General features: G+C 45.2%; 14 protein-coding genes. 4 read left to right on the plus strand and 10 right to left on the minus strand.

Annotated elements, in window-relative coordinates:
• Positions 1-122: 122 nt before the first annotated feature.
• The 3 genes from JWH17_RS09065 to ftsE are packed head-to-tail and all read right to left on the minus strand — an operon-like array spanning position 123 to position 2,913.
• Positions 123-1,238, minus strand: a complete 1,116-nt coding sequence (locus JWH17_RS09065; RefSeq protein ID WP_205222284.1) for a murein hydrolase activator EnvC family protein — start codon at positions 1,236-1,238, stop codon at positions 123-125.
• A 52-nt stretch (positions 1,239-1,290) separates the two neighbouring features.
• Complete coding sequence (locus tag JWH17_RS09070) at positions 1,291-2,178, minus strand: cell division protein FtsX (RefSeq protein WP_205222285.1); 888 nt, start codon at positions 2,176-2,178, stop codon at positions 1,291-1,293.
• Between the two features lie 9 nt (positions 2,179-2,187).
• Complete coding sequence (ftsE, locus tag JWH17_RS09075) at positions 2,188-2,913, minus strand: cell division ATP-binding protein FtsE (RefSeq protein WP_205222286.1); 726 nt, start codon at positions 2,911-2,913, stop codon at positions 2,188-2,190.
• A 513-nt stretch (positions 2,914-3,426) separates the two neighbouring features.
• On the opposite strand from ftsE, the gene JWH17_RS09080 reads away from it, so the two are divergent.
• Both JWH17_RS09080 and JWH17_RS09085 read left to right on the plus strand, forming a co-directional pair.
• Positions 3,427-4,092 (plus strand): HAD family hydrolase, encoded by a 666-nt coding sequence (locus tag JWH17_RS09080; RefSeq protein WP_205222287.1) that lies wholly within the window; start codon positions 3,427-3,429, stop codon positions 4,090-4,092.
• Between the two features lie 60 nt (positions 4,093-4,152).
• Positions 4,153-5,754, plus strand: coding sequence for a DUF445 family protein (locus JWH17_RS09085; RefSeq protein WP_205222288.1), 1,602 nt, complete (start codon positions 4,153-4,155; stop codon positions 5,752-5,754).
• A gap of 158 nt (positions 5,755-5,912) precedes the next feature.
• Here JWH17_RS09085 and JWH17_RS09090 read toward each other — a convergent pair whose 3' ends face one another.
• Positions 5,913-6,377: a hypothetical protein gene (locus tag JWH17_RS09090; RefSeq protein ID WP_205222290.1), complete on the minus strand. Its 465-nt coding sequence runs from the start codon at positions 6,375-6,377 to the stop codon at positions 5,913-5,915.
• 284 nt (positions 6,378-6,661) lie between these two features.
• Complete coding sequence (locus JWH17_RS09095; RefSeq protein WP_205222291.1) at positions 6,662-7,135, minus strand: Spy/CpxP family protein refolding chaperone; 474 nt, start codon at positions 7,133-7,135, stop codon at positions 6,662-6,664.
• A 368-nt stretch (positions 7,136-7,503) separates the two neighbouring features.
• On the opposite strand from JWH17_RS09095, the gene JWH17_RS09100 reads away from it, so the two are divergent.
• Positions 7,504-9,450 carry a mechanosensitive ion channel family protein gene (locus tag JWH17_RS09100; RefSeq protein WP_205222292.1) on the plus strand — a complete coding sequence of 649 codons (1,947 nt, stop codon included), beginning with the start codon at positions 7,504-7,506 and terminating at the stop codon, positions 9,448-9,450.
• Between the two features lie 132 nt (positions 9,451-9,582).
• On the opposite strand, the gene JWH17_RS09105 is transcribed toward JWH17_RS09100, so the two are convergent.
• The 3 genes from JWH17_RS09105 to JWH17_RS09115 all read right to left on the minus strand — a co-directional run bounded on the left by JWH17_RS09105 (position 9,583) and on the right by JWH17_RS09115 (position 12,594).
• Positions 9,583-10,374, minus strand: coding sequence for a hypothetical protein (locus tag JWH17_RS09105; RefSeq protein ID WP_205222293.1), 792 nt, complete (start codon positions 10,372-10,374; stop codon positions 9,583-9,585).
• A gap of 255 nt (positions 10,375-10,629) precedes the next feature.
• Positions 10,630-11,751: an NAD(P)/FAD-dependent oxidoreductase gene (locus tag JWH17_RS09110; RefSeq protein WP_205222294.1), complete on the minus strand. Its 1,122-nt coding sequence runs from the start codon at positions 11,749-11,751 to the stop codon at positions 10,630-10,632.
• Between the two features lie 9 nt (positions 11,752-11,760).
• Positions 11,761-12,594, minus strand: a complete 834-nt coding sequence (locus tag JWH17_RS09115) for a rhodanese-like domain-containing protein (RefSeq protein ID WP_205222295.1) — start codon at positions 12,592-12,594, stop codon at positions 11,761-11,763.
• Positions 12,595-13,495: 901 nt separating this feature from the next.
• On the opposite strand from JWH17_RS09115, the gene JWH17_RS09120 reads away from it, so the two are divergent.
• Positions 13,496-15,703, plus strand: a complete 2,208-nt coding sequence (locus tag JWH17_RS09120; protein WP_205222296.1) for a nitric oxide reductase activation protein NorD — start codon at positions 13,496-13,498, stop codon at positions 15,701-15,703.
• 33 nt (positions 15,704-15,736) lie between these two features.
• Here the strand turns inward: JWH17_RS09120 and JWH17_RS09125 are convergent, their stop codons facing one another.
• Positions 15,737-18,013 (minus strand): response regulator, encoded by a 2,277-nt coding sequence (locus JWH17_RS09125; RefSeq protein ID WP_205222297.1) that lies wholly within the window; start codon positions 18,011-18,013, stop codon positions 15,737-15,739.
• A 925-nt stretch (positions 18,014-18,938) separates the two neighbouring features.
• On the minus strand, positions 18,939-20,114 hold the full coding sequence (locus JWH17_RS09130; RefSeq protein ID WP_205222298.1) for a M20 metallopeptidase family protein: 1,176 nt from the start codon (positions 20,112-20,114) through the stop codon (positions 18,939-18,941).
• Between the last annotated feature and the right edge of the window lie 602 nt (positions 20,115-20,716).

Here is a 20,716-nt window from a genome sequence, read left to right on the forward strand (position 1 = left end):
TACTGGCCTGTAGTGGTGTTGGAAAAATATTGAGAGAACATAAACTAACGGGAATGTACCTGAGACGCAATCCATATGTACGGAAATTTGCCCGCAGCTTGTTTTTGCGTGGAAAACAGCCGTTATTGAGGAAAAGTGTCAGGTTGTAACCAGCGTAAAGGGTCCTCAGGTATCGATCCATGGCGGATTTCAAAATACATTCCCCTGCCGAAAAGAGTCGCAATATCACCGGTGGTGCCAATCATCTGTTTGCTTTTTATTTTAGCACCTTTTTGACTCAGGATAGAATCTAGCCTTGCCGTAACCGTATAGTACTGCCGACCATGGTCAATGATGATTGTTTTACCAAACCCTTTCATATAACCCGCATATATGACTTTGCCGTCATATACAGCATGCACCTTGGCACCGTCAACAGTCTTAATGGTTATGCCGTTACTCAGCGGACTTGTGCCTGTACCATCTGGTTGAAAGACTGATTGCAGTGTTCCTTTGACCGGGGCCGGCAGTTTGCCTTTACTGTTGAGAAAGCCCTTGTTCAACTTTTCCTGATTTTTTTTCAACTGTATTATGGTGGATGTTAAATCGCCCTCAGCTTTTTGCATTTCCTTGAGTGCTTGGGCATAGAGACTTTTTTGGTTTTTGGTCTGTTTTAAAAGGGCGTTTTTTTCAGCTGCAATATAATCAAGCGCTTTCTTTTCTTCTTCTGCCTGGTGTAAAAAATCCATCTTGACGGATTTTTCCAGCTCATGGACTTGTTTTGCAACCTGGATCTGGTTTTTCTTTTCTCTGTAGGCCTCAAAAACTTCACGATCATACATGAGAAGGTTGTGAAAGGCGTCGTCAAAAAGGAGCAGGTCCGGCAGGTTTTTTTGAGAAAAAGTTACCTTGAGAAAATTTGTTTTTCCCATGAAATAAAAGGATCGTAACCGGTTCGTCAAGTGGGCTTGCAGAGCACTCTTTTCCTCGTCAATAGCTATGATTTCCTGCTGCCTCGCTTCAATAAGCTTATCCTGCTCGGCAACCTGCTGTTCAATGGACGCTATCTTTTCCAGCTGTTGTTCTAACCGAACATCGATGTCTTCAAGCTCTTCAAGGATGGTTTTTTCCTGTTTATTGCTCTGGACCACCTTCCCCTGGTGCCGTTCTATTTCCTTGCGTAGCTTACCAATGCTGATTTTGTGCCTCTGGATCGGTTTTTGACTGATATTTTGAGCGAGCAGCTGGCTGGGGATCATGCAAAGCCAGAGAAAGATGAGGACGGATGAGAAAAAGTGCATTGATCGTTAATCAGAGGCGAAGAGTTTTGCGGGCAGAAGAGAAACTGCCAAAGCTACAGAGCAAAGTTGAAGCAACAATCAAAACTGCGACTATGGGGAGCGGAAGAAAAGAAAAAGGGAAAAGTTGAAAAAGGCTGGAGCCGGAAAATTGGAGGATAATCCAGTTATAGAGTGCGTATAAGGCCCCAATGCCAAGGCACGCACCAATAAGTCCCTGAAACGCACCTTCAAAAAGAAAAGGCATGCGAATATAATTATCGGTAGCTCCTACAAGGCGGAGAAGTTCGAGCTCTCTTTGCCTGGAAAGCAGGGTTAACCGAATGGTGTGGGCCACCATGAAAGTAGTGGTCATGATAAGCAGAAAGCCGGATAGGATAACAATGATGCGCATCAATTGAATAAAAGAGTAAAATCTTTCAATCCAGTCTTTACCATACTGCACCTTCAGTACACCAGGTAAGGTATAGAGGTAATCAGAAAACCTTTTTATCCGCGAAAGGCTGTCCAGTGTTTTAATCGGATAGACTTCAATTGATGGCGGCAGAAAATCCTGTTGTATATCAAGTAGAATGTCTTTGTCATCACCTAGTTGCTTCTCAAAACGGAGAAAAGCCTCCTGACGGCTGACAAAAACAATCTGCTCGACTTGGTCGAATTTTTTAATTTTTCGCCTGTACTCTTCCTGCAGGGGAGGAGAGGGCTCTTCATCAAGATAAACGATAAGCCGCAGGTCATCGCCTAGTTCTTGACCAATATGGAGAGCATTAAAGTACGAGAGGTAAAAGAACGAAAAAATTAAGATGGAAAGTGAGACTGTAAACAGGGTCATGACCTGTGATTTCCAGGTCTGGAGCATGTTGCGCCCGGTATGACGAAAAGCTGATGATAGAAGACTCATGGACAGACGCTAATAGTTGGTGGCTTGTGTTGAAATATCTGATCCAGACGCTTGGTAGCTGTTTTGTTGACCAAACTCGAGTTGAATAACTCTATGTTGGTCGTTGTAGATCGACATATCATGGGTTGCGATCAACAAGGTCGCTCCCTGTTGATGGAGATCATGAAAAAGTGACATCACGCGCCCGGTTGTTTCAGCGTCGAGGTTTCCTGTGGGCTCGTCGGCAAGGATAATTTCCGGATAGTTGGCAACTGCCCTGGCAATGGCAACTCGTTGCTGTTCTCCGCGGGAAAGCTCAGCCGCCGGGGTATTTATTTTTGATTGCAGTCCCAGTTGTTCCAGCAGTTCTCTGGTACGCTTGATGATAAAAGAATTTTTTCGGTAAACAACTTCCATGGAAACAGCGATATTTGCCGCAACAGTCCGTTCAGGAAGTAATTTGAAATCCTGATAGGCCATACCTATTTTTCTTCTCAGGGAATACAGGTTGCGTCTCGGTATTTTTGCTATGTCAATGCCGTCTACCTCCACCATGCCCTTGGTCGGGGTTTCGACCTTGCTGATAAGCTTGAGTAGTGTTGTCTTGCCGGCGCCGCTTCTGCCGGTGAGAAAGATCATCTCTCCCTTGTTGACGGAAAAGGTGATATCTGTCAGTGCATGCACATCAGGAGTATAGAGTTTCGTGACCTTGATAAGATCAATTATGATATTTGGGGCCTGTTCTTGCTGCTCCATCGATGCCTGGTTTTATTTCAAGTGATTGAATTTGCATGTTTTGGCCGGTGCTTGCTCAAGACTTGCTGTATACAGGTCTCTTCTATTGAGGGCTGTGTCCTGACATCCTACACACCGTCTTGTGATGCATATATAGCTTAGCTACCCTGTTTTTCCCAGTAAAAACCAAAAAACGGCAGCCGAATTGAGCACTTTTGCCGCAGTGTCGCTCTTGTTAATGTACTTTTAAAAAAATGCAGGAAATCCTGCAGCAACGGTACAAAAAATATTTACGCGGTCCTTCACGGACTGGTATAAGATGGCTTTGCATATGGCTGGTGATGTTAATCGTTGGGTAGGCTTCAGTCCATTTTTCGATTGGCCTAGGTTTAATTTTAACGTAGGCCTATGGGCATGTATCGACTAATAGAACAGCAACGAAACACATTCTTAGTTTTTGGGAAAAAAGGGTTATTAAAAAAAGTGTCAAACAATTGAGAGATTGCTTGCTTTGTTTTTATAGAGGAAGACGTGATGCGCTATAAAGCAGTTATTTTTGATCTGGACGGTACCTTACTTGATACACTTGCCGATTTGGCCAATTCAGGGAACAAGGTTTTGGAACAACTTGGTTTTGACCCACATCCAACCGAAGCATATCGTTATTTCGTGGGTGATGGCATGGCAAGCCTTGTTGAGCGTATTTTGCCGGAACACCATAGGACACCTGCCGTCCTGGCCCAAGCAATAGAATACTTCAAACAAGACTATGCGCGGAACTGGGCTGTGGAAACAAAAATGTACCCCGGAGTTGCGGAGATGCTGGATGAACTGACCTTGATGGGCGTTAAAATTTGTATTCTTTCCAACAAACCCGACGGGTTTACCAGGGTGTGTGTGGATTCATTACTACCAAAATGGCATTTTGAGCCTGTACTAGGGCAGCGTGACCAGGTTCCCAAAAAGCCGGATCCGGCAGGTGCACTGGAAATAATTGAAGAGCTGGCGGCAGAAGCGATGGAGGCGAGCGAGATTCTTTATGTCGGTGATACTGCTGTGGACATGCAGACAGCAGTCGGTGCCCAACTCGATAGTGTTGGCGTGTTGTGGGGATTCAGAGATATTGAAGAACTTCAGCAAAATGGTGCCAAATATCTTGTCAATCATCCTGGAGAAATAATCGATATAATTCGTTGTTAATTGGTTACATTTTCCTTTTTCTTTACCTCTTACTCTCCCTTTTTATGCAGGCTTGTTAAAATGCAATATTCAGATGTCCTTTTTTTTGCCACCTATGCAGGTCCACCGATCATCGGTGCTTTTATCGGCTATCTTACCAACCGGATAGCTATCCGGATGCTTTTCAGGCCGCTTAAAGCGTGGCACATATTCGGCCTTCGGGTGCCGATGACCCCTGGGGTTATCCCTTCTAAAAGAGCTGAACTTGCCGAAAATATAGGTGAGATGGTTGGCGAACACCTGCTGACAAGCAAAGAAATAGGCACAGCTCTTTCCAGGGAGCCTTTTCAGGAGCACCTTTACTCTTTAGTCGATACACGTGTGCAAGCAGTTTTGAAAACAGAGCTCGGCCCAGTTTCTTCATTTATCCCTGAACGGTTTCAATCCTATTTTAAAGTCGCGGTGCAAACCATGAAGTACCGCTTAGGTGTTGGTCTTGGGACGTTTCTTGCCGGCGAAAAATGGCAAGGACAGGTACACGGTTTTATCGTAGAACGGCTCGATGCCATGGGCGATAAAAAGATAAATCAGCTCATCGCTCCAGAGGCAAGAACTACCTTGTACAATGTGCTGGATAGTGTGGTGCAAAACATTCTTGCAAGTCCGGATACTTCCTCCAGGCTTTCTGCCTTTATAAGATGCTGGATCGAGGCGGAAGCAGACCAGGAGAAAACGCTCAAAGACCAACTGCCGGAGCAGGTCCTTGAGCTGCTTCATGCCGCAATACGCAAGCACACCCCGGCGTTGTTGGAGCAATTAGGGCGTCAGCTTTCAGAACCCTTTATCCGTGAACGAATTATTACTGGAATTTTAGGCGGGGTCGATCATTTTATTGAATCGCTTGGCCCCATGGGAGCGATGGCACGCGGCTTTATTGATATGGATTCGCTGGAAAGTACTGTTGATGCGTATCTCACTGATAAAGAAGATGATATTGTCGGCTGGTTACAAGAACCGACCCTGAATGACCACTTGGCAGGCGTCCTGTGTGCGCAGGTGGATGCAGTGCTGGATCGTCCCCTTGGCGAGCTGCTCGATCAAGCAGGGGAAGAAAGTGTGCAAGGGCTCTGTGACGGCATAGCAGAGCAGGTCTTAGCTATGTATTCCGTGCCTGGTAAGGGCGAGAGAAGTATACTGCAAGAAACCCTTGAAGGGTGGTGCGAGCAGGGTGAGCTCACATTACATGCCCTTGGCAAGCAGATATATGGAGGTGGGGAAGCTGGAGAGATACGTGATCTGATTGCACGACAAAGTGTGGAGCTACTGCAGTCGGCAAATATTGAAAATATACTCCATATTCTTACCGATAGAGCCATAGATGTCCTTTTGGAAAGACCGGTTGGTACTTTACATGCGGTTGTACCTCAAGGCGTGCAAAAAGGGTTGACCGAGTATGTGGTGTTGACCACCAATACTATGTTATTAAAAGAGGTGCCCGGCCTGGTTGGTTCGTTGAACATTAGTGAATTGGTTACCGAAAAGGTAAACTCACTTGATTTACTCAAACTGGAACGTCTGCTGCTGTCGATCATGGAAGAACAGTTCAAGTATATCAATCTCTTTGGGGCTCTTCTCGGATTTCTTATTGGGTGCGTAAACCTGCTTATTATCAGGATGGTATAGCAATAAACAACCGCCTGTACGGAGCTGTGCAGGTCATGGGATGATAGTTTGATATATTCATTACTAAAAACCCATAGGCCTGCTGCTTCATCATTTTACTTTTTGTCGACCAATAGCCCTTTTGCTTTCCCATTGGGTGAAGTGGAGTAATTCTATGCTCAACTAAACAATTTTTTTAATCCTTCTTTCCTCGTAAGCGATTGAACGAGTTCCTTAAATTTTTCAGATTGTTCCTCATTGAGAAAGACGTCAATTTGATCCATGGTTTCTTGAACCAAGGTAGCCATCTGTTTTCCGGAATTTCCTCCTTTACCCGAATGTCGGCCACCCATAGCCTCCTCTTGTAATTGCTTAGATTGCGTTAAAAAGTTTTTCATTATTGGCTGAACCTCAGCAATTTGTCCCTGGTTAAGCTCCAGTTTATTTGTAAGTGTTTCCATAATTTTCTTTAGACTTACTTCTTTTGTCTGACGATGTTCATCTTTCCCCCCTTTGTGCGCTGCGGCAGCTTGCAATGGCAGACCGCCGAGAAGGATGAGCTGGAAGAGAAGAAACATAATAATAACGGTAACGGGTGAAGGTGTGTGGAAACCGCTTGGCCGGCCACTGTTTTCTAGTGCCATGGAAGGTATGCTCCTTTGTTTAAAAAATAATCTGATTACCCATGAAACTCAGCCATTTTTTTGGGGGACTCGGGAGACAGATCGGAGTCTTCGATCTGTCTCCCGGGTTTAAAAGAGAAATAAAATCAGTCCCCTGTCTGTTTCGGTAGATAATTGGCTGAGTTTTGTACGTAATCAGAAAAAATGATGGGTCATAATTACGATGATGCAAACGGTTGCCCTACGCTGGAAAAATAAAGAAAATGGCAAATCCATCGTCTGGCGGATTCATGCGTCTTGGGGGCTTATTCCCATTCAGGCCTTTCAATAGGGGGTTGTTTGGGTTTGTTTTTGAGAAGCTCTGCGCGCACTGCTTGTGCTTTTTCAATTTGTTGGGCAGTGAGTACATTGTCGATTTCTTTTTTCATTAGTATGCGGCTAACAGCCATATTTTTCATTGCCTCAGCTACTGGAGCATATGCCGTATGAATGGCTGCTACATCATTACTGCTCTCTGCTGTCCGTCTGAATGTTTGTTTGGCTCTACGAATGTTTTCTCGTTCTTTGATCATTGGCTCCTTATAACTGTTTCGAATTGTCTTGATTGCTTCAATTTGTTCACTACTTAAATTCAAAAGATGCTTCATCACTATGTCATGGTCGGCGCTCCTCTTGGGTAGACCAGTCTCTTGAGCCGGTGCCACGTTGAAGCATAAAAGGAGTATTGCAAGGCAACTGCAAAGCGTGAGGTGGATTTTGCTGATAATTGGTTTTTTCATTGTTCACGGCTCCGGGTGTTGTGGTAGCACAATTTGCTACCGTATTAAATGGTGAGTATGCAGTTTTTGGTTATCCAAAAACAAGCAATCTTTTCTTCTTTTCACACTGAGACTTTTACTCCGTAATAACGCAAGAAATATGAAAGAAATGTGAAAATGAGAGAGAGGGGTGATTATTTTTAAAAGAGCGTGGTGATAGCTTTGCTGAACGTTGATTTTTTTATTTCCCCCTGCTGCATCCTTTATTTTTGTTTTGTTATCAGCAGTATTATGAAATGACCTTATTTGCTTGTTTATTAAAGCTGATTTGGTTAACAGTACTGTGGTTATGCAATGATTTTACAATGAAAAATTACGGAGAATGAGCAATGGAAAAACCTAGAAATTGTTGGCTCTGGTTATCAATTTCCCTGCTGATTGCAAGTATGTTTTTGATCACGGAGAGTTTGGCCAAAGAAGCCAAACCCAAAGATGATCCACCGCCTAAAGCCGTTACCACCAAAAATATAGATATTCCCGTTGATGAGTTGGAGTTGCTGGTTAAGCCGCTGAAAAAAGATGAGTTGATTAGTGAAGCCGATGCTTGGCTTGACTTGTTGAAGAAAAAGGTCGAGGAAGTCAGTGCAGCGGAAATTGCCGTTAAACAAAAAAATAAAGAGATTGAAAAAGCCAAAGAAGTAAAAAAAGAGATTGAGGCAGCCAAGGAGAGCCTGGATGAAGTAAAGGTAGCTGTTCAGGATGCCGTGGAGGATAAAACAGGAAAGGCTGCTGAAAAAGCTGTGGAATCAGCTGGAAAGGCAGAGCAAGCTGCGGAAGCGGTGGTGGCAAAAATTGAGGAGGCCAAGGCCAAGGCTCAAGAGGTTGCCCAGGATGAATCAGTGAAAATAGCGCTTAAAGCAGCAGGTGAAGAAGCTCCTGCAAAGGATCAGCCGCCGCCAGGTTTAGCGAAAGCTTCCAAAGCAGCCCAGGAAGCGGAGGCCTTAACCACAGCCGTTACCGAAGTTGCCAAGCAAACAGAGGCAGCAGGCGGAAAGGGTAAAGACATCGATCGTACCCGAAAAGCGGAACAAATGATAGCCGCCGCAGATGATGCCAAGCAGGCGCTGCAAACCACGCAGGAAGAGATTAAGAAGGCAGTCATAGATTCCACTGAAAAAATGGTGAATGATGCTGAAAAGCTCGCCAAAATTAGTACTGAAATGGATAAGGTTGCTGATACCGAGGCAGAACTTAAAAGTAAGATTCTGGATACAGTCGCAGCTCTTCGAGACGAGCGCACCGGTCTCATCGATCGACTCGGTGTAGTGCTTGATGAGTTGAACGCCAAGCTTGGCAGAACACCAGAGGGAAAAGATAACGAAATAGTTGTTCCCTATAGGCTATATATGGATTCCGTAGGCGGTATCAAGGTCGATGTCTCAGACAAAGAAGCTGCCTGGGCTACTGTTATGGGGTGGGTGCAATCAGATGAAGGAGGTATTCGCTGGGCGAAAAACATTGTTGCGTTTATTGCTACCGTGTTTGCGTTTTGGGTTCTGGGGTTGATTCTTGGCAAATTGGCTGAAAAAGCATTTGGCATCGCTAAAAACAGTTCTATCCTGTTGCGCAATTTTGTTGTTCACTCCGTGCGGCGGGTGACATTTATCATTGGTTTGATTTTTGGACTATCTGCTCTGGAAATCAATATAGGTCCATTGCTGGCATTGATTGGTGCCGCCGGTTTTGTTGTTGCTTTTGCCTTGCAGAATACCTTGAGCAATTTTGCAAGCGGTATCATGATCATGCTGTATAAGCCTTTTGATGTCGGTAATCTTGTTGATGTAGCAGGTGTTATGGGGGTGGTTCGTTCCATGAACCTGGTAACCACCACCATCACCACTGCCGATAACCAGATCATGGTTGTACCTAACAACTCAATTTGGGGCAATATCATCATCAACATTACCGGTAGCAAGCAGCGCCGGGTAGATCTTGTGTTTGGTATAGGCTACGACGATGATATCGACCTTGCCCGTAAAGTGCTGATGGATATTGTCGATAAGCATCCACTAGTACTGAAAACTCCTGAACCAAATATCCAAGTGCATGAGCTGGCGGAATCTTCTGTGAATTTTATCTGCCGCCCATGGGTAAAGACCGAGGACTATTGGGAGGTTTATTGGGATATCACCCGAATAGTGAAAGAACGTTTTGATGCTGAGGGTTTATCTTTTCCATTCCCGCAACGGGATGTACATCTTTTGCAGGATGCACAGACTGTAGCGTCGCAGGCCATTCCCGGGAAACAAGAAAAAACATATTGCAACGAAAGTTGAATGAGGTGTAAAAGGGTTTGTTGCTGATATCTCGACCATTTTGATTTTAATCAAGCACCTCCAGCGTTTGCTGCAGGTGCTTTTTTTTTGTGGGGGAAGCAAAAGCTGATGGGGAGATGTGAGATACGGAGCTCAGAATGTGGTGAATGTGGCTATCATGTTGGTCAAATCCTGAATACCTTCCGGGTGAGAAATCATATGGTTGTAATTTGCTGAAGCGATAAATACCCGGTTGCTGGCTCTATTGATTATAACTTTTTGATATGACTCTCCCCCTGTCTGCGGATTGGTAAAAACAACAAAAGCGGTTTCTGAAGGGAAATCGTAGGTTATTTGCGGAGGCTGCCACAGCTGCCCTGTCTGCAGCATGGCTTGGATGTTCAACGTAACAAATTGCTGGATATTAACATTGGGTGGTATCGATCCCACTCCAATGTTGAGGTGAGATCCCTCTTGGTTAAAGATGGTATACACTGGAACTGAGGAGTTTTGCAGGCCTGCCGGATTATACTGAATCTGCCATTGATCAGGGTGCTGCACGGAAAAAAGGCAACGTAGATCGTTACTGATAAAGTTTTTGCCAGAGAAAGCGGTTGGACTCGTCGATCCCAGAGTGGTGATCTGGTCAACAATATTTTGGTTTGTGATCAAGCCCTCTGTAAACTGAATTGTATCGCCAGCACCTTCTGTTTTGGATGTACCTATGGCTATCTGGTCAACAATAGGTTTCTCCAAGGCGAGGCTGAACTTCCCCTCTGTGAAGTCCACCGCTACCTTGCCGGAACCACCTTTTTCGGTCCCTTTGAGCAGCACGTAGAAGCCAACGCCTGCCAGGAGCAGCAGGGCGACTATGGTCATCAAAAAACGAAACGTTTTTTGTTTCTCTATGGCGAGCTTTTCTGAATTTTTTGACGAATTACTCATGAGATACTTGCCTTCAGAGTTTTTTGGGCGAAGGGTGACTTAACTGGCGAGTTTCAACGAATTCGGTTGAATAATTGTATTATTCTTTCCTTTTTATTGAATCAAGGAAAAAAGGGGTAGAGTTAATTGAAATTTTCGAGGTTATTTTATTCTGACTCTTTTATATCAAGTCGATAGGGATAAGCAATTAATAAGGAACCGGCTATCCCATTTTATTACAGGATAACCGGAAAAAACCTGCATTTTGCTAAAGTGTTATTTTTCAATAGTCTGGAATTTTTCGATAAATTTGCGGTCAATATAATCCTTAATCTTGAAAGCAAGCTTACCGCCAAAAATAACCGACCATTTGCAGAAAACCCCTTCATCGTTGCCCAGGTTATAGATGAGCAGGTAAGAACCGCCCGGCTGAAAGGCCTCCAGATCTTCCCCTTCAAGGCCGGCCATCAGGTTATGATATAATACCGGGTTTTGGCGGACAGCATAGACACCGACTTTATCCAATGGATCCGGTTCAAAATAAATACAATCACCGCCACCAAAGATATTGGGATATGCAGGACACTGTAAAAAACGATTTACCAGCAGCCCGCCATCAGGCCCGGTAGCCAAGCCTGAATCGGCAAAAATAGGAGACGGCCGCACGCCAACTGCAGGAAAAATAATATCAGCAGGGTGACTGGTCCCATCTTCCAGGTGGATTATGCCTTGGTCGATATTTTTGACATAGTTGCCTTCCAGCACCTTTACACCCCTCTTGGTCAACGATGCCAAGGCCAGTTTTCTAATTTTTGCAGGCTTGCCGACCATTATTTCTCTACCTGTGTAAATGGATATATGCGGTTGGTGGAGTGCCTGGCGCTGACCAAGTTGCTGCACATTCCCGGCAATCTCTATTGAAGAAGGTCCTCCACCGATAATGGCGATGTTAAGAGCTCGCTCTTTACTCAGGGAAAGGATCTTTTCCTGTGCCCGGAAAAGGCTTTCAATGGGTTTGGCTGTAAAAATTTCCGGGCTATCTGCGTGTATGATGTCACGTGGAACAGAGGAACCTGCATTGCATGAGAGGACATCATATCCAACCTCCTCGTCCGAATTGTCAAGCCGAACCACCTGTTTTTCAGGATCAATAGAAACCACTTTATCTTTAACAAAAGTGCCGCCCTGACTTTCCACTACCTTGCGAGTGGCAAAACGAATGTCATCGGGGTGATAGGTTCCTCCCAACATTCCTGGTCCCATGCCCGAGTAGTAGTGATGGGTTGAGGGCTGAATAACGGTGACGTCATACCCTTTGTCTACAATCGTGCGGATATTGGCTAGGGTGACCATGTGGGCGTGGCCTCCGCCTATGAGCACCAGTCTTCTTTTTGCCATTTTTTCACCTCATGCCATTGCGTCGAGATATTGAGTCAATTTATTTATGTGGGTGCGTTCCTCATTGGCGATATGCCGCAGAATCGAACTGACGTCTTCCTGATCAGCTTTGTCTGCAGCCCGCTGATAGAGATCCAGCGCCTGTGCTTCTATGGATATGGCGAGGGAAAGAATATCCAGTTTTGACTCAAGGTCAGGACTAAAACGTTCCAGGTATTGTGCTGTCGTCAACCCGCCTTCCATGGCTGGTTGTACCTTTTCTTTTTCAAATGTATCTTCAGGCATGCTTGTGCCGGTCACTTGATCGTAGAGTTTCAACAGTTGTTTTTGATGCAGCAGTTCAATATCGGCAAGCATTTGGAACAATTCTTTCGCTTCCTTGTCATCGACATTTTGCTGCATATCGAGATAGAATTCCCGTAAACCCTGCTCCAGGCCATAGCCGACAATGATTGTTTGTTCGGCGCTCTCCGCGCCGTCAAAGAGCTCCAGGCCAAGCTCTGGAGGGCCAACGGCTACCTCGCTGTTCCATGCCTTAATGCCACCACTCAGATTGTAAATTCGTGTAAAGCCTTTACCTGCCATCATCTGCGCAGCTACCCGGCTGCGACCACCAATGGCTCAGTACACCACCACAGGTTTGTTGGGGTCAAGTTCCCCTAATCTTTTATCCAACTCTCCCATGGGAATGAGGTGAGAGGCTGGAATATGGCCTGCCATATATTCCTTAGGCTGACGAACATCCAGAAAGGTGACATTATCGGCCCCTTCGTCTAGGACCAGTTTTTTGGCCTGATTGGCGTCAATTGAAGTGACCGGAGTAAAAAATTGTTTCCATAACATAGCAAACCTCCTCGATTCAGGTGGATGAGCACTGTTTAACCCGGATCTATTATCAGTGCAGATGGCCTTGGGTGAACATTGTGAACATTTATAATTCCATCTACTTGTCCTCAACATGTTGAAATTGTTTGCAATGGAACAAATTGACACAATGGTTTATCCGAAAATCCGGGTTAAGTGTTGGGAAGAGAGACAATCGTTCTGCCGTGAGAGAAGATCGGCTGTCGCTTCGTACTTAAAAGGACGGACATTCGCACAGATTTTATGTGCCGGTGTGCGTCCGCTCTCTGCCTCTAACATTTGGTTATTATTTAAAAGTATTACATACTACACATTCTATCGTTAATGGAGGAATAGCCGTCTGTCAAGGTCGAGATTGTTTCGTTTTTTATATGTGGGAGGAGCAAGGGTTGTAATGAATTTTGTCGTGTTATCGAAGAGGTGTCACATTGGGGTAGGGCACGGGTTTGATTGGCCTGCTTTTGATTTCCCTTGTAGCAAAGTCTCGGTAGGGCTAAGACGCGAACCGGCGCAAATTCCAGGTAGTGATTGCTTGGAATGGGTGAACAGAATCCAAGTGTCTGTGACACTCCAGAATAAGAGCAGCAACACATTTGAGGAAAAAGTCAAGAAACGGCTGGGAGATTATTTTATGGAAATGTTATGTATGTTGCTTAAAATGGAGAGAAAATTTAAATAACTACTTCTCCTTTGCAGGAAAAGGTGATTTTTTTTGTGAGAGAATTCGCCCCGCGCACAGTCTTTTTTCCAGCGCAGAGAGAGTGCATCCTGCGTCGGCGGTATTTTCGCCAAAATAACCAACTTCTTTTTTATAGCTATGGATATAACCGAACTAAGTGAATTGTTTTACGAGCTCGTAGCACCGAGCATACCCAGTGAGATGGATGTAGAAGAAAGCCTTCAGCCGCTTGTAGGTGAAAAGGAAAATATTGTAAACGATATTTTACAGCAGGTTCCTGCTCTTTGGTCTGTTTCTTACTCCTTGTGCTTTGCGTATTTGGCAAACGTGCATAAAGCGATACCTTACATCACGTCGGACAATCTCGATACATGGGTAAAAGAAATGCTGGGGCAGTATGAGGAAAAAGGTTTGCATTTTGTTCTGGCCCGTATAGAAACAGTGCGATTTTCCAGTGCTCGACTGCATGGTAAACAAGGGCTGCGGCTTGATGATGTGCACGGACGTTTGCAACTGTATCTTAATGGGCTTGCTGGTAGAGAACTACCCCTTATTGCCTCCGGCACAACCTATACAGACACTCATTCTATTTTCGTGCCCTGGGAATTGGATTTGCTCGAGGATGACAATGATGCTTTTCTTCTCTACAAGTTTATAGTTTCTTATCAGTGGGCATCCCTACAGGTAGGCACCTTGAATATCAGCGGCTACTCAAATACACCGGCAAAAACTATCCATCCACTGCAGGATTTTTTCACATCCGGTTCAGATCCACTGACCCTTATGCAGCTGTATCATTTTTTTGAAATGGTACGGACCCTTGCTTTTCTGCGCCGAGAATTGCCGGGGCTCATGAAAGCATTTACCTGTATTGCTTCTCAGTTGCGACGCGATCTACCTGATACTGTTAACACAACAGACCTTATCCCCTATCTACAAAAAAGGCTGCTTGGTGGAGTTGGATTCGATGAAGTGCATTCACGCCTTATGCAGCGTATTGGCCACTGGGTAGAGCAATGTGAAGGCAAGTCGGCTGTACGTACAACCAGTCAACGTGCCGCAAGGGATATCGCTGTGCTTGTGGCTGCCGAAGATGAGCTCTATTCAATTGATGGAGATCCCCTTGTTTTTCAAGGAGAGTTGCGTCTTAAAGAGGTAATGGCAGCCATACAAAAACAACGAAAAATACAGCAGCAACAGTTTATTGAAACATTCTCTTCCTATCTGGCTGATTCTTTAGAATACGATGTAGCGAATGAGGATGGTGCGGAAGAAAGCACTGCCGGCAATTCTGCTGGTGTGGAACAGGAAGCTGTTCTGAAAACAGAGCCGCAAGAACAGAATCAAGCTGGAAAACCTGTGTATATTGTTGTCGGAGATCAAGAGGTCGAACTTACTGAAGAGCTTAGCGAACTCACCGAGGAAATTATTAATGACCTGGGGCATCTTCCTCTCAATTACGTGAATAGCGCAGTCATGGAAGCCGACCAGAACAGGGGCATGCCTCGTAAAAGGGGTGATGAAACCGTATCGGCAGGTGTGCAATTTAAATATGATGAGTGGGATTATCGTCGCAAGGGGTATCGCAAAGACTGGTGCATTGTTAATGAAAAGCCTGTTTCCCAGGTACAGTCCTCCTTTGTTGAGGCAACCTTAAGTCGGTATCAGTATCAGATAGCAATGCTGAAAAGACAGTTTGAGATGTTGAAAACTGCAAACAGATATGTCTATCGGCAAAAGGAAGGAGATGATATCGATTTTGATGCTGTAGTGGAATCAATAGCGGACGCAAAGGCTGGTTGTAGCCCCTCTGATAATCTGTTTATTCGTCTGCTACCCGATAGCCGTGATATCGCGGTTTTATTTTTGGTGGACATGTCCAGTTCCACCGAAGGCTGGGTTGGTCGCTCTATAAAGGAAGCGCTTATATTAATAAGTGAGGCCATGGAGATGCTCAATGACAGGTATGGGATCTATGGCTTTTCCGGGAGATGTCGTCTAGGCTGTGAGATCTTCCCTGTTAAGGCTCTGGATGAAAAGTACAGCCCTGAAATAAGGCAGCGTATAGCTGGTATCTCACCGAAGGAATACACACGCATGGGGCCTGCCATCAGGCATATGTCATCATTGTTTGAGGAAGTTGATGCTACCTTGCGCTTACTGGTTGTACTTTCCGACGGCAAGCCACAGGACTATGATGATTATAAGGGTGACTATGCCATTGAGGATACGCGGCACGCGTTGTTTGAAGCACAGGCTGCCGGTATTCATCCATTTTGCATTACCATTGATGAACAGGCGCAATCGTATATTAGCCATATGTATGGAACTGCAAACTATATTTTTGTGGATAACCTGAAGAAGCTACCGATGCTTATGCCGGAAATTTATCGAACCTTGACTACTTGAATTTGAGGTGTGATAATGGCGAACTGTCTGTTATCAAGAGAGGGATATGCTTGTGGCCAGGGCCTCTCTTATTTTGGTGGCGAGCTCACTTTTAGAAAATGGTTTCTGCAGCAAAAAAACGTCGTTGTCCAATACACCCCTGTTAATAATAACACTGGATGGATAACCGGACATGAACAGCACGTTGAGAGCAGGATTATTTTGCTGTAACCTATTTGCCAGGTCACGTCCATTCAGTTCCGGCATGATCACGTCGGTAAGCAGCAGGTCAATCGGTTCGGCATGGCTTTCGACGATACTGATGGCTTCCATGGGCGAGTCTGTGGCTATAACGTGGTAACCGAGTTGTCTGAGCATTCTCTTGGTTAGATTGAGTATCGCAGCTTCGTCTTCCACCAGCAGCACGGTTTCGTTATTGCCCCTGGATGTTTCCACGGTGCTTTTTGCAAGAGTCTCAACGGGCTGACCGTTGGCCCTGGGCAGGTATATCTCAAAGGTGGTACCAATACCCAGATCACTGTTAACATTAATAAACCCATTGTTTTGCTTGACAATGCCATACACTGTTGCCAGACCGAGTCCGGTCCCTTTGCCGCTATCCTTGGTGCTGAAAAATGGTTCGAAGAGATGGTCTAAAATTGATGCCTCCATTCCCTCACCGTCATCGCTTAATGAGAGGCGAACGAATTCACCGGGAAAGAATCCCTGGTGCTGGGAACAAAAGTGGTCGTCAAATTTTGTGTTTGCCGTTGCGATAATGATTTTTCCCATCCCGTTCATAGCGTCTTTGGCATTAACGCAAAGATTAGCCAGAATCTGGTCAATTTGAGTCGGATCGATCTTTATCGGCCATATTTCCTCTCCCGGGCACCAGGCGAGTTTAATATCCTCACCGATCAGAGGGTTGACCATTTTGAGCATGCTTTGCACCGCCTCATTGATATTGAGTATTTTGGGCGCAATGGTTTGGCAGCGGGCAAAGGCTAAAAGTTGGCGGGTAAGTTCCTTGGAGCGATTTGCTGCACTCTCAATTTTCTTGATATAGTGATATAAAGGGTTGTCGGCCGGCGTTTTTTCCAGGACCATTTCCGAATAGCCGATAATGACGCTGAGCATGTTGTTATAGTCGTGAGCAACCCCACCTGCCAACCTGCCGACTGCTTCCATTTTTTGACTTTGCAGCAACTGCCGTTCCATTTCCTGCCGATGCTTCTCCGCTACATCCAGCCGCGTAGTCATATTGTTAAATTCGTCAACCAGAGTAGACAGGGTGCTGGTTGGCATTGCTTCGATTCTGTGCGAGAAATCTCCATCGGATATTTGTCGAAAGGCCTCCTGAAGTCGTTGTGTGGCTGCCTCTTCCACAGCTACCTTGGGGAGGCCTGAAAAGAGAATCCAATCGACACCTGGCACATGACTGTAACTGTATACCCAGTTCGTGCCGGCAGAGTTTGTTATTTGCAATACACCTGCTTGTTTTACGATAAGCTCTGCCAAGTCCAGATCTTGCCACTGTTTCCCGAGATCTGACAATGGATGCAGAAAAACGGTCCCCTCTGTTTTGTCGATTTCGGCATCTAGCTTTTCGTGCAATAACAGCATCCCTTGCTTGTTCACAATGAACTGCTTTTGCTGGGGAAAAGGTTTTGCAGAGGCAAAATCTTGGTAGATGTAGCGGATAGGCAGATCAATGCTCCACAAGCCGATAAAGCTGTCGCCCTGCCAGACAGGGATAGAAACGGAAAGAATTATACCTTCGCCGGCATAATCGACAGTGGGAGTTGTCCAGCGGATCAAGCGTTTGGGATTATTCTGCGGACATACGGAAAGGTAGGTGTGGTATGTGGTCCAGTCGAAATCAAAGGGAATTGCGGTGCATTGATCAATGAATGGATACTGAAGCGAGGTGTTTGCGGCATCTTGGTAATAGATCCAGCCAACATTTCCCAAGCGATCGTGGATATGCTTGAGATGGTTCCCAATATTTCGGTGGGTGTGTATATGACGCCGTACGGTTGGGTCGCTTTTGAGTTGTTTTCCCCAGGAAATGCTGAAGGCCTCCTTTGGGGCGGTGCCTTGTCTAAACGATGACAGCAATGGTTTGCTTTGGAAAAAACCGTTTTCGTCAACAGCAAACCCCTCCTGTTGCAACCACTCGTCGATCTGTTTGTCTGAGGCAGTGTCTAAACTCATACAGAGTAGGGTGGTGCGTTGAAGTTCCTCCAATGCATTGTATAATCTATCAATGTGCTGGGAAAGGATGGCGCGATATCTCTCCTGTTGCCAGCTTAAAGCTTCTATTTCATGCATAACTATATCTCTGTAAAAAAGGTAAAAAAATAGAGTGAGATGGTTGTATCTTTTATTCCTGCTGCCTTTGTTTACAGGTGATGACGACGTAACGTCTTTTTTTCAAATATCGATTGAAATGAAGAGTAACGAACAGCAAAGCATTCAACTGCTGCAGTTAGGGTTGGAGATTTGCAGTACACCTAATTGTTGACCTACCATTAAGCGCTTTGCAATTCGCAGGTTCATGAGGTAATACCCTAAACAAGTGATTGGCCGAGTGAGGGCCTGGGCCAATCACAGCATTGTAGGCGTCGGTTGTATTTATCATTAGTGCCTCCTTTTCGGAGAGAGAAGGGGACGGATTAATAGCAATTGATGCTATTTCGGCAATGGATTTTTCAACATTTCAGGCCGATTTTTTATTACCGCATTTACTACAACATAAGAAGGTATGGCCTTATTGTCATTGTCTGCGTTGTATTTCCAGCTTGATCCATTTGAAAGAGTTGCATAATGAACAATGCCGGAGGCCGCTATGTGTTGTTGAGCAACCAGGAGCTTTGTAAAAAATTTTTAGGGTGAGTCTGGCTATTATGACAATTGTGCCAACTACAATCAGGCCGAGAAAAATTCCGAACGTTACCATGTGCTCTTTCCAACCTAATGTTAGTTTAGCATAAAATTACAATCGGAGGCAAGGTCTCTGCCTTGTTTTCGATCTCAAAGAGTAGTGTAGGGAGGTTGAAATTAAAAGAGTTCTGGACCAGGAACGCCAGCGAAAGGTGCCCTGTTAAGATTACCCAGTAAAAATGTTTGAGCATACAGAATCTCCTTTTACCTGGAAGGGCGAATACGATAAAAGGGCGATTGGGTAGGCAAGAAAGAGGATGGTGAGAAAGTAAAGCTCCCTCTGAAGAATGCATCCCAGGGGAGCCTATCAATCTTATTTCAGTAAAGTCAAAGCCATATCACAGAAAAGTTCGACCCCTGTTAAGAGCACGTTTTCATCAAAATCAAATTTGCTGTTATGGAGAGGGGAGCATCCGGGGTGCCCGGTTCCGAGAAAAATAAAACACCCTTTGGTTTTTTCCAGATAGAAGGACATGTCTTCTCCACCCATGGTGGAGTCGGGAATGGTAACCTTATTTTCTCCTACCACCCTGGCTGCGCATTCCCCTGCGAGTGCCGCCATCTCTGTATCGTTGAATGTCGGGGGATAGCCTGTTTTGTAATCCAGGGTATATTCTGCCCCCATGGATTCGCATACACCTTTGATGATCTTTTCTATTCTTTTCGGCCATGAGACCCAGACGTCCCGGTCAAAGGTTCGTGTGGTCCCTTTAAGGTTCACCGTATCTGGAATGATATTGTAACTGTTTCCCCCATGTATACTGCCAATGGTGACTACAGTTGGGCTGATTGGGCTCATTTGGCGACTGGTTATGCGCTGGAGGGCATTGATTACCTGGGCGGCAGTGTCGACCGGGTCAATACAGAAGTGTGGCATGGCTCCATGACCACCTTTTCCGGTTATGGTCAGATCAAAAAAATCCATAGCCGCCATCAATGGCCCCTCTTTAACTCCGATCATACCCTTTTCTAAAGCAGGCCAGAGATGAGCACCCAGAGCATAATCTACATGGGGGTTTTCGAGGACTCCAGCATCGATCATGGGTTTTGCTCCGCCAGGACCTTCTTCTGCAGGCTGGAACAAGAACTTAATCCGGCCGTTAAACCTTTCTTTTATGGTATTGAGAACCAGGGCCGTACCGAGAACCATGGCCATGTGCCCGTCGTGTCCACAAGCATGCATCTTACCCTGATGAGTGGAAGCCCAAGGTAAGCCTGTTTCTTCAGTCACAGCCAGGCCGTCCATATCCGCTCGGATCATGAGGGTCTTGCCTGTTTCGGTCTTTGGCCCATGACCTTTCATCAGGCCCGTGAGGCCATATTGGGCGATGCCTGTCTCCAGCTCAAGACCCAGTTTTTTGAGTTGCTCCTCCACAAATGTGCTGGTCTTACGCTCGGTGAACGCAGTTTCTGGAATACGGTGCAATGTATGTCGGTAGTCGAAAATTGTTGATTTGTGTTGTTCAACAATAGATTTTAGTGCATTCAAATTTCTTTTCCGTGTTATTCTTCAGCAGTGCACACCAGCGCACGATCGGGCAGGAAAACACTGCGTCATTCAAATTATCCAGCCGGCTTGCATGCATCTGAAGCTCTACTGAACAAGTTACAAATCGGGGGGAAGGTGAGGTCGTTGATTATTGGCTGAATCGTTATTTTTTCGATAACTTTCATTATTGATACACTGGATGGATGTTCTCTGCAAATAATCCGTTTTTGTTGTTTAAAGAGTGGGTTGAGGCTTGCCGGTACTTCGATTTGGGGTGGCCTGTCTTCCATTGGTTGAACAGAAATGATGATATCAATTTGGTATCAAACAATATTTGGGTGACAACGATTCATATCTTTATCTAATAAAGTTGGTCCCATGAAACATCGGGGTGGCTGGGCATAAATGAACAGAGGACATTTGAGAGGTTCCCGGGGCAAAATAGAAACAGGCTGTCAGTCTGTTTTTGTAACCGGCTTTCAAGTGAAAAAGAATGTGGTGCTGGTGTTACCATAGAGTTTATGATAACTTTCTAGACTAGCTTATTGCTGTTCCCTTCTTTGTTGCGAGACTATGAAAAGTCAAGAAAAACAAGAATAGTA

Source organism: Desulfogranum marinum (assembly GCF_016918565.1).
GTDB classification, from domain to species: Bacteria; Desulfobacterota; Desulfobulbia; order Desulfobulbales; family Desulfobulbaceae; genus Desulfogranum; species Desulfogranum marinum.

Bases quoted from the DNA above. Each gene is read 5' to 3' on its own strand.
- JWH17_RS09065 (WP_205222284.1), bottom strand. From the start codon at position 1,238: ATGATCCCCAGCCAGCTGCTCGCTCAAAATATCAGTCAAAAACCGATC.
- JWH17_RS09100 (WP_205222292.1), top strand. From the start codon at position 7,504: ATGGAAAAACCTAGAAATTGTTGGCTCTGGTTATCAATTTCCCTGCTG.
- JWH17_RS09120 (WP_205222296.1), top strand. From the start codon at position 13,496: ATGGATGTAGAAGAAAGCCTTCAGCCGCTTGTAGGTGAAAAGGAAAAT.
- JWH17_RS09080 (WP_205222287.1), top strand. From the start codon at position 3,427: ATGCGCTATAAAGCAGTTATTTTTGATCTGGACGGTACCTTACTTGAT.
- JWH17_RS09085 (WP_205222288.1), top strand. From the start codon at position 4,153: ATGCAATATTCAGATGTCCTTTTTTTTGCCACCTATGCAGGTCCACCG.
- JWH17_RS09110 (WP_205222294.1), bottom strand. From the start codon at position 11,751: ATGGCAAAAAGAAGACTGGTGCTCATAGGCGGAGGCCACGCCCACATG.
- JWH17_RS09095 (WP_205222291.1), bottom strand. From the start codon at position 7,135: ATGAAAAAACCAATTATCAGCAAAATCCACCTCACGCTTTGCAGTTGC.
- JWH17_RS09090 (WP_205222290.1), bottom strand. From the start codon at position 6,377: ATGGCACTAGAAAACAGTGGCCGGCCAAGCGGTTTCCACACACCTTCA.
- ftsE (WP_205222286.1), bottom strand. From the start codon at position 2,913: ATGGAGCAGCAAGAACAGGCCCCAAATATCATAATTGATCTTATCAAG.
- JWH17_RS09070 (WP_205222285.1), bottom strand. From the start codon at position 2,178: ATGAGTCTTCTATCATCAGCTTTTCGTCATACCGGGCGCAACATGCTC.
- JWH17_RS09125 (WP_205222297.1), bottom strand. From the start codon at position 18,013: ATGCATGAAATAGAAGCTTTAAGCTGGCAACAGGAGAGATATCGCGCC.
- JWH17_RS09105 (WP_205222293.1), bottom strand. From the start codon at position 10,374: ATGAGTAATTCGTCAAAAAATTCAGAAAAGCTCGCCATAGAGAAACAA.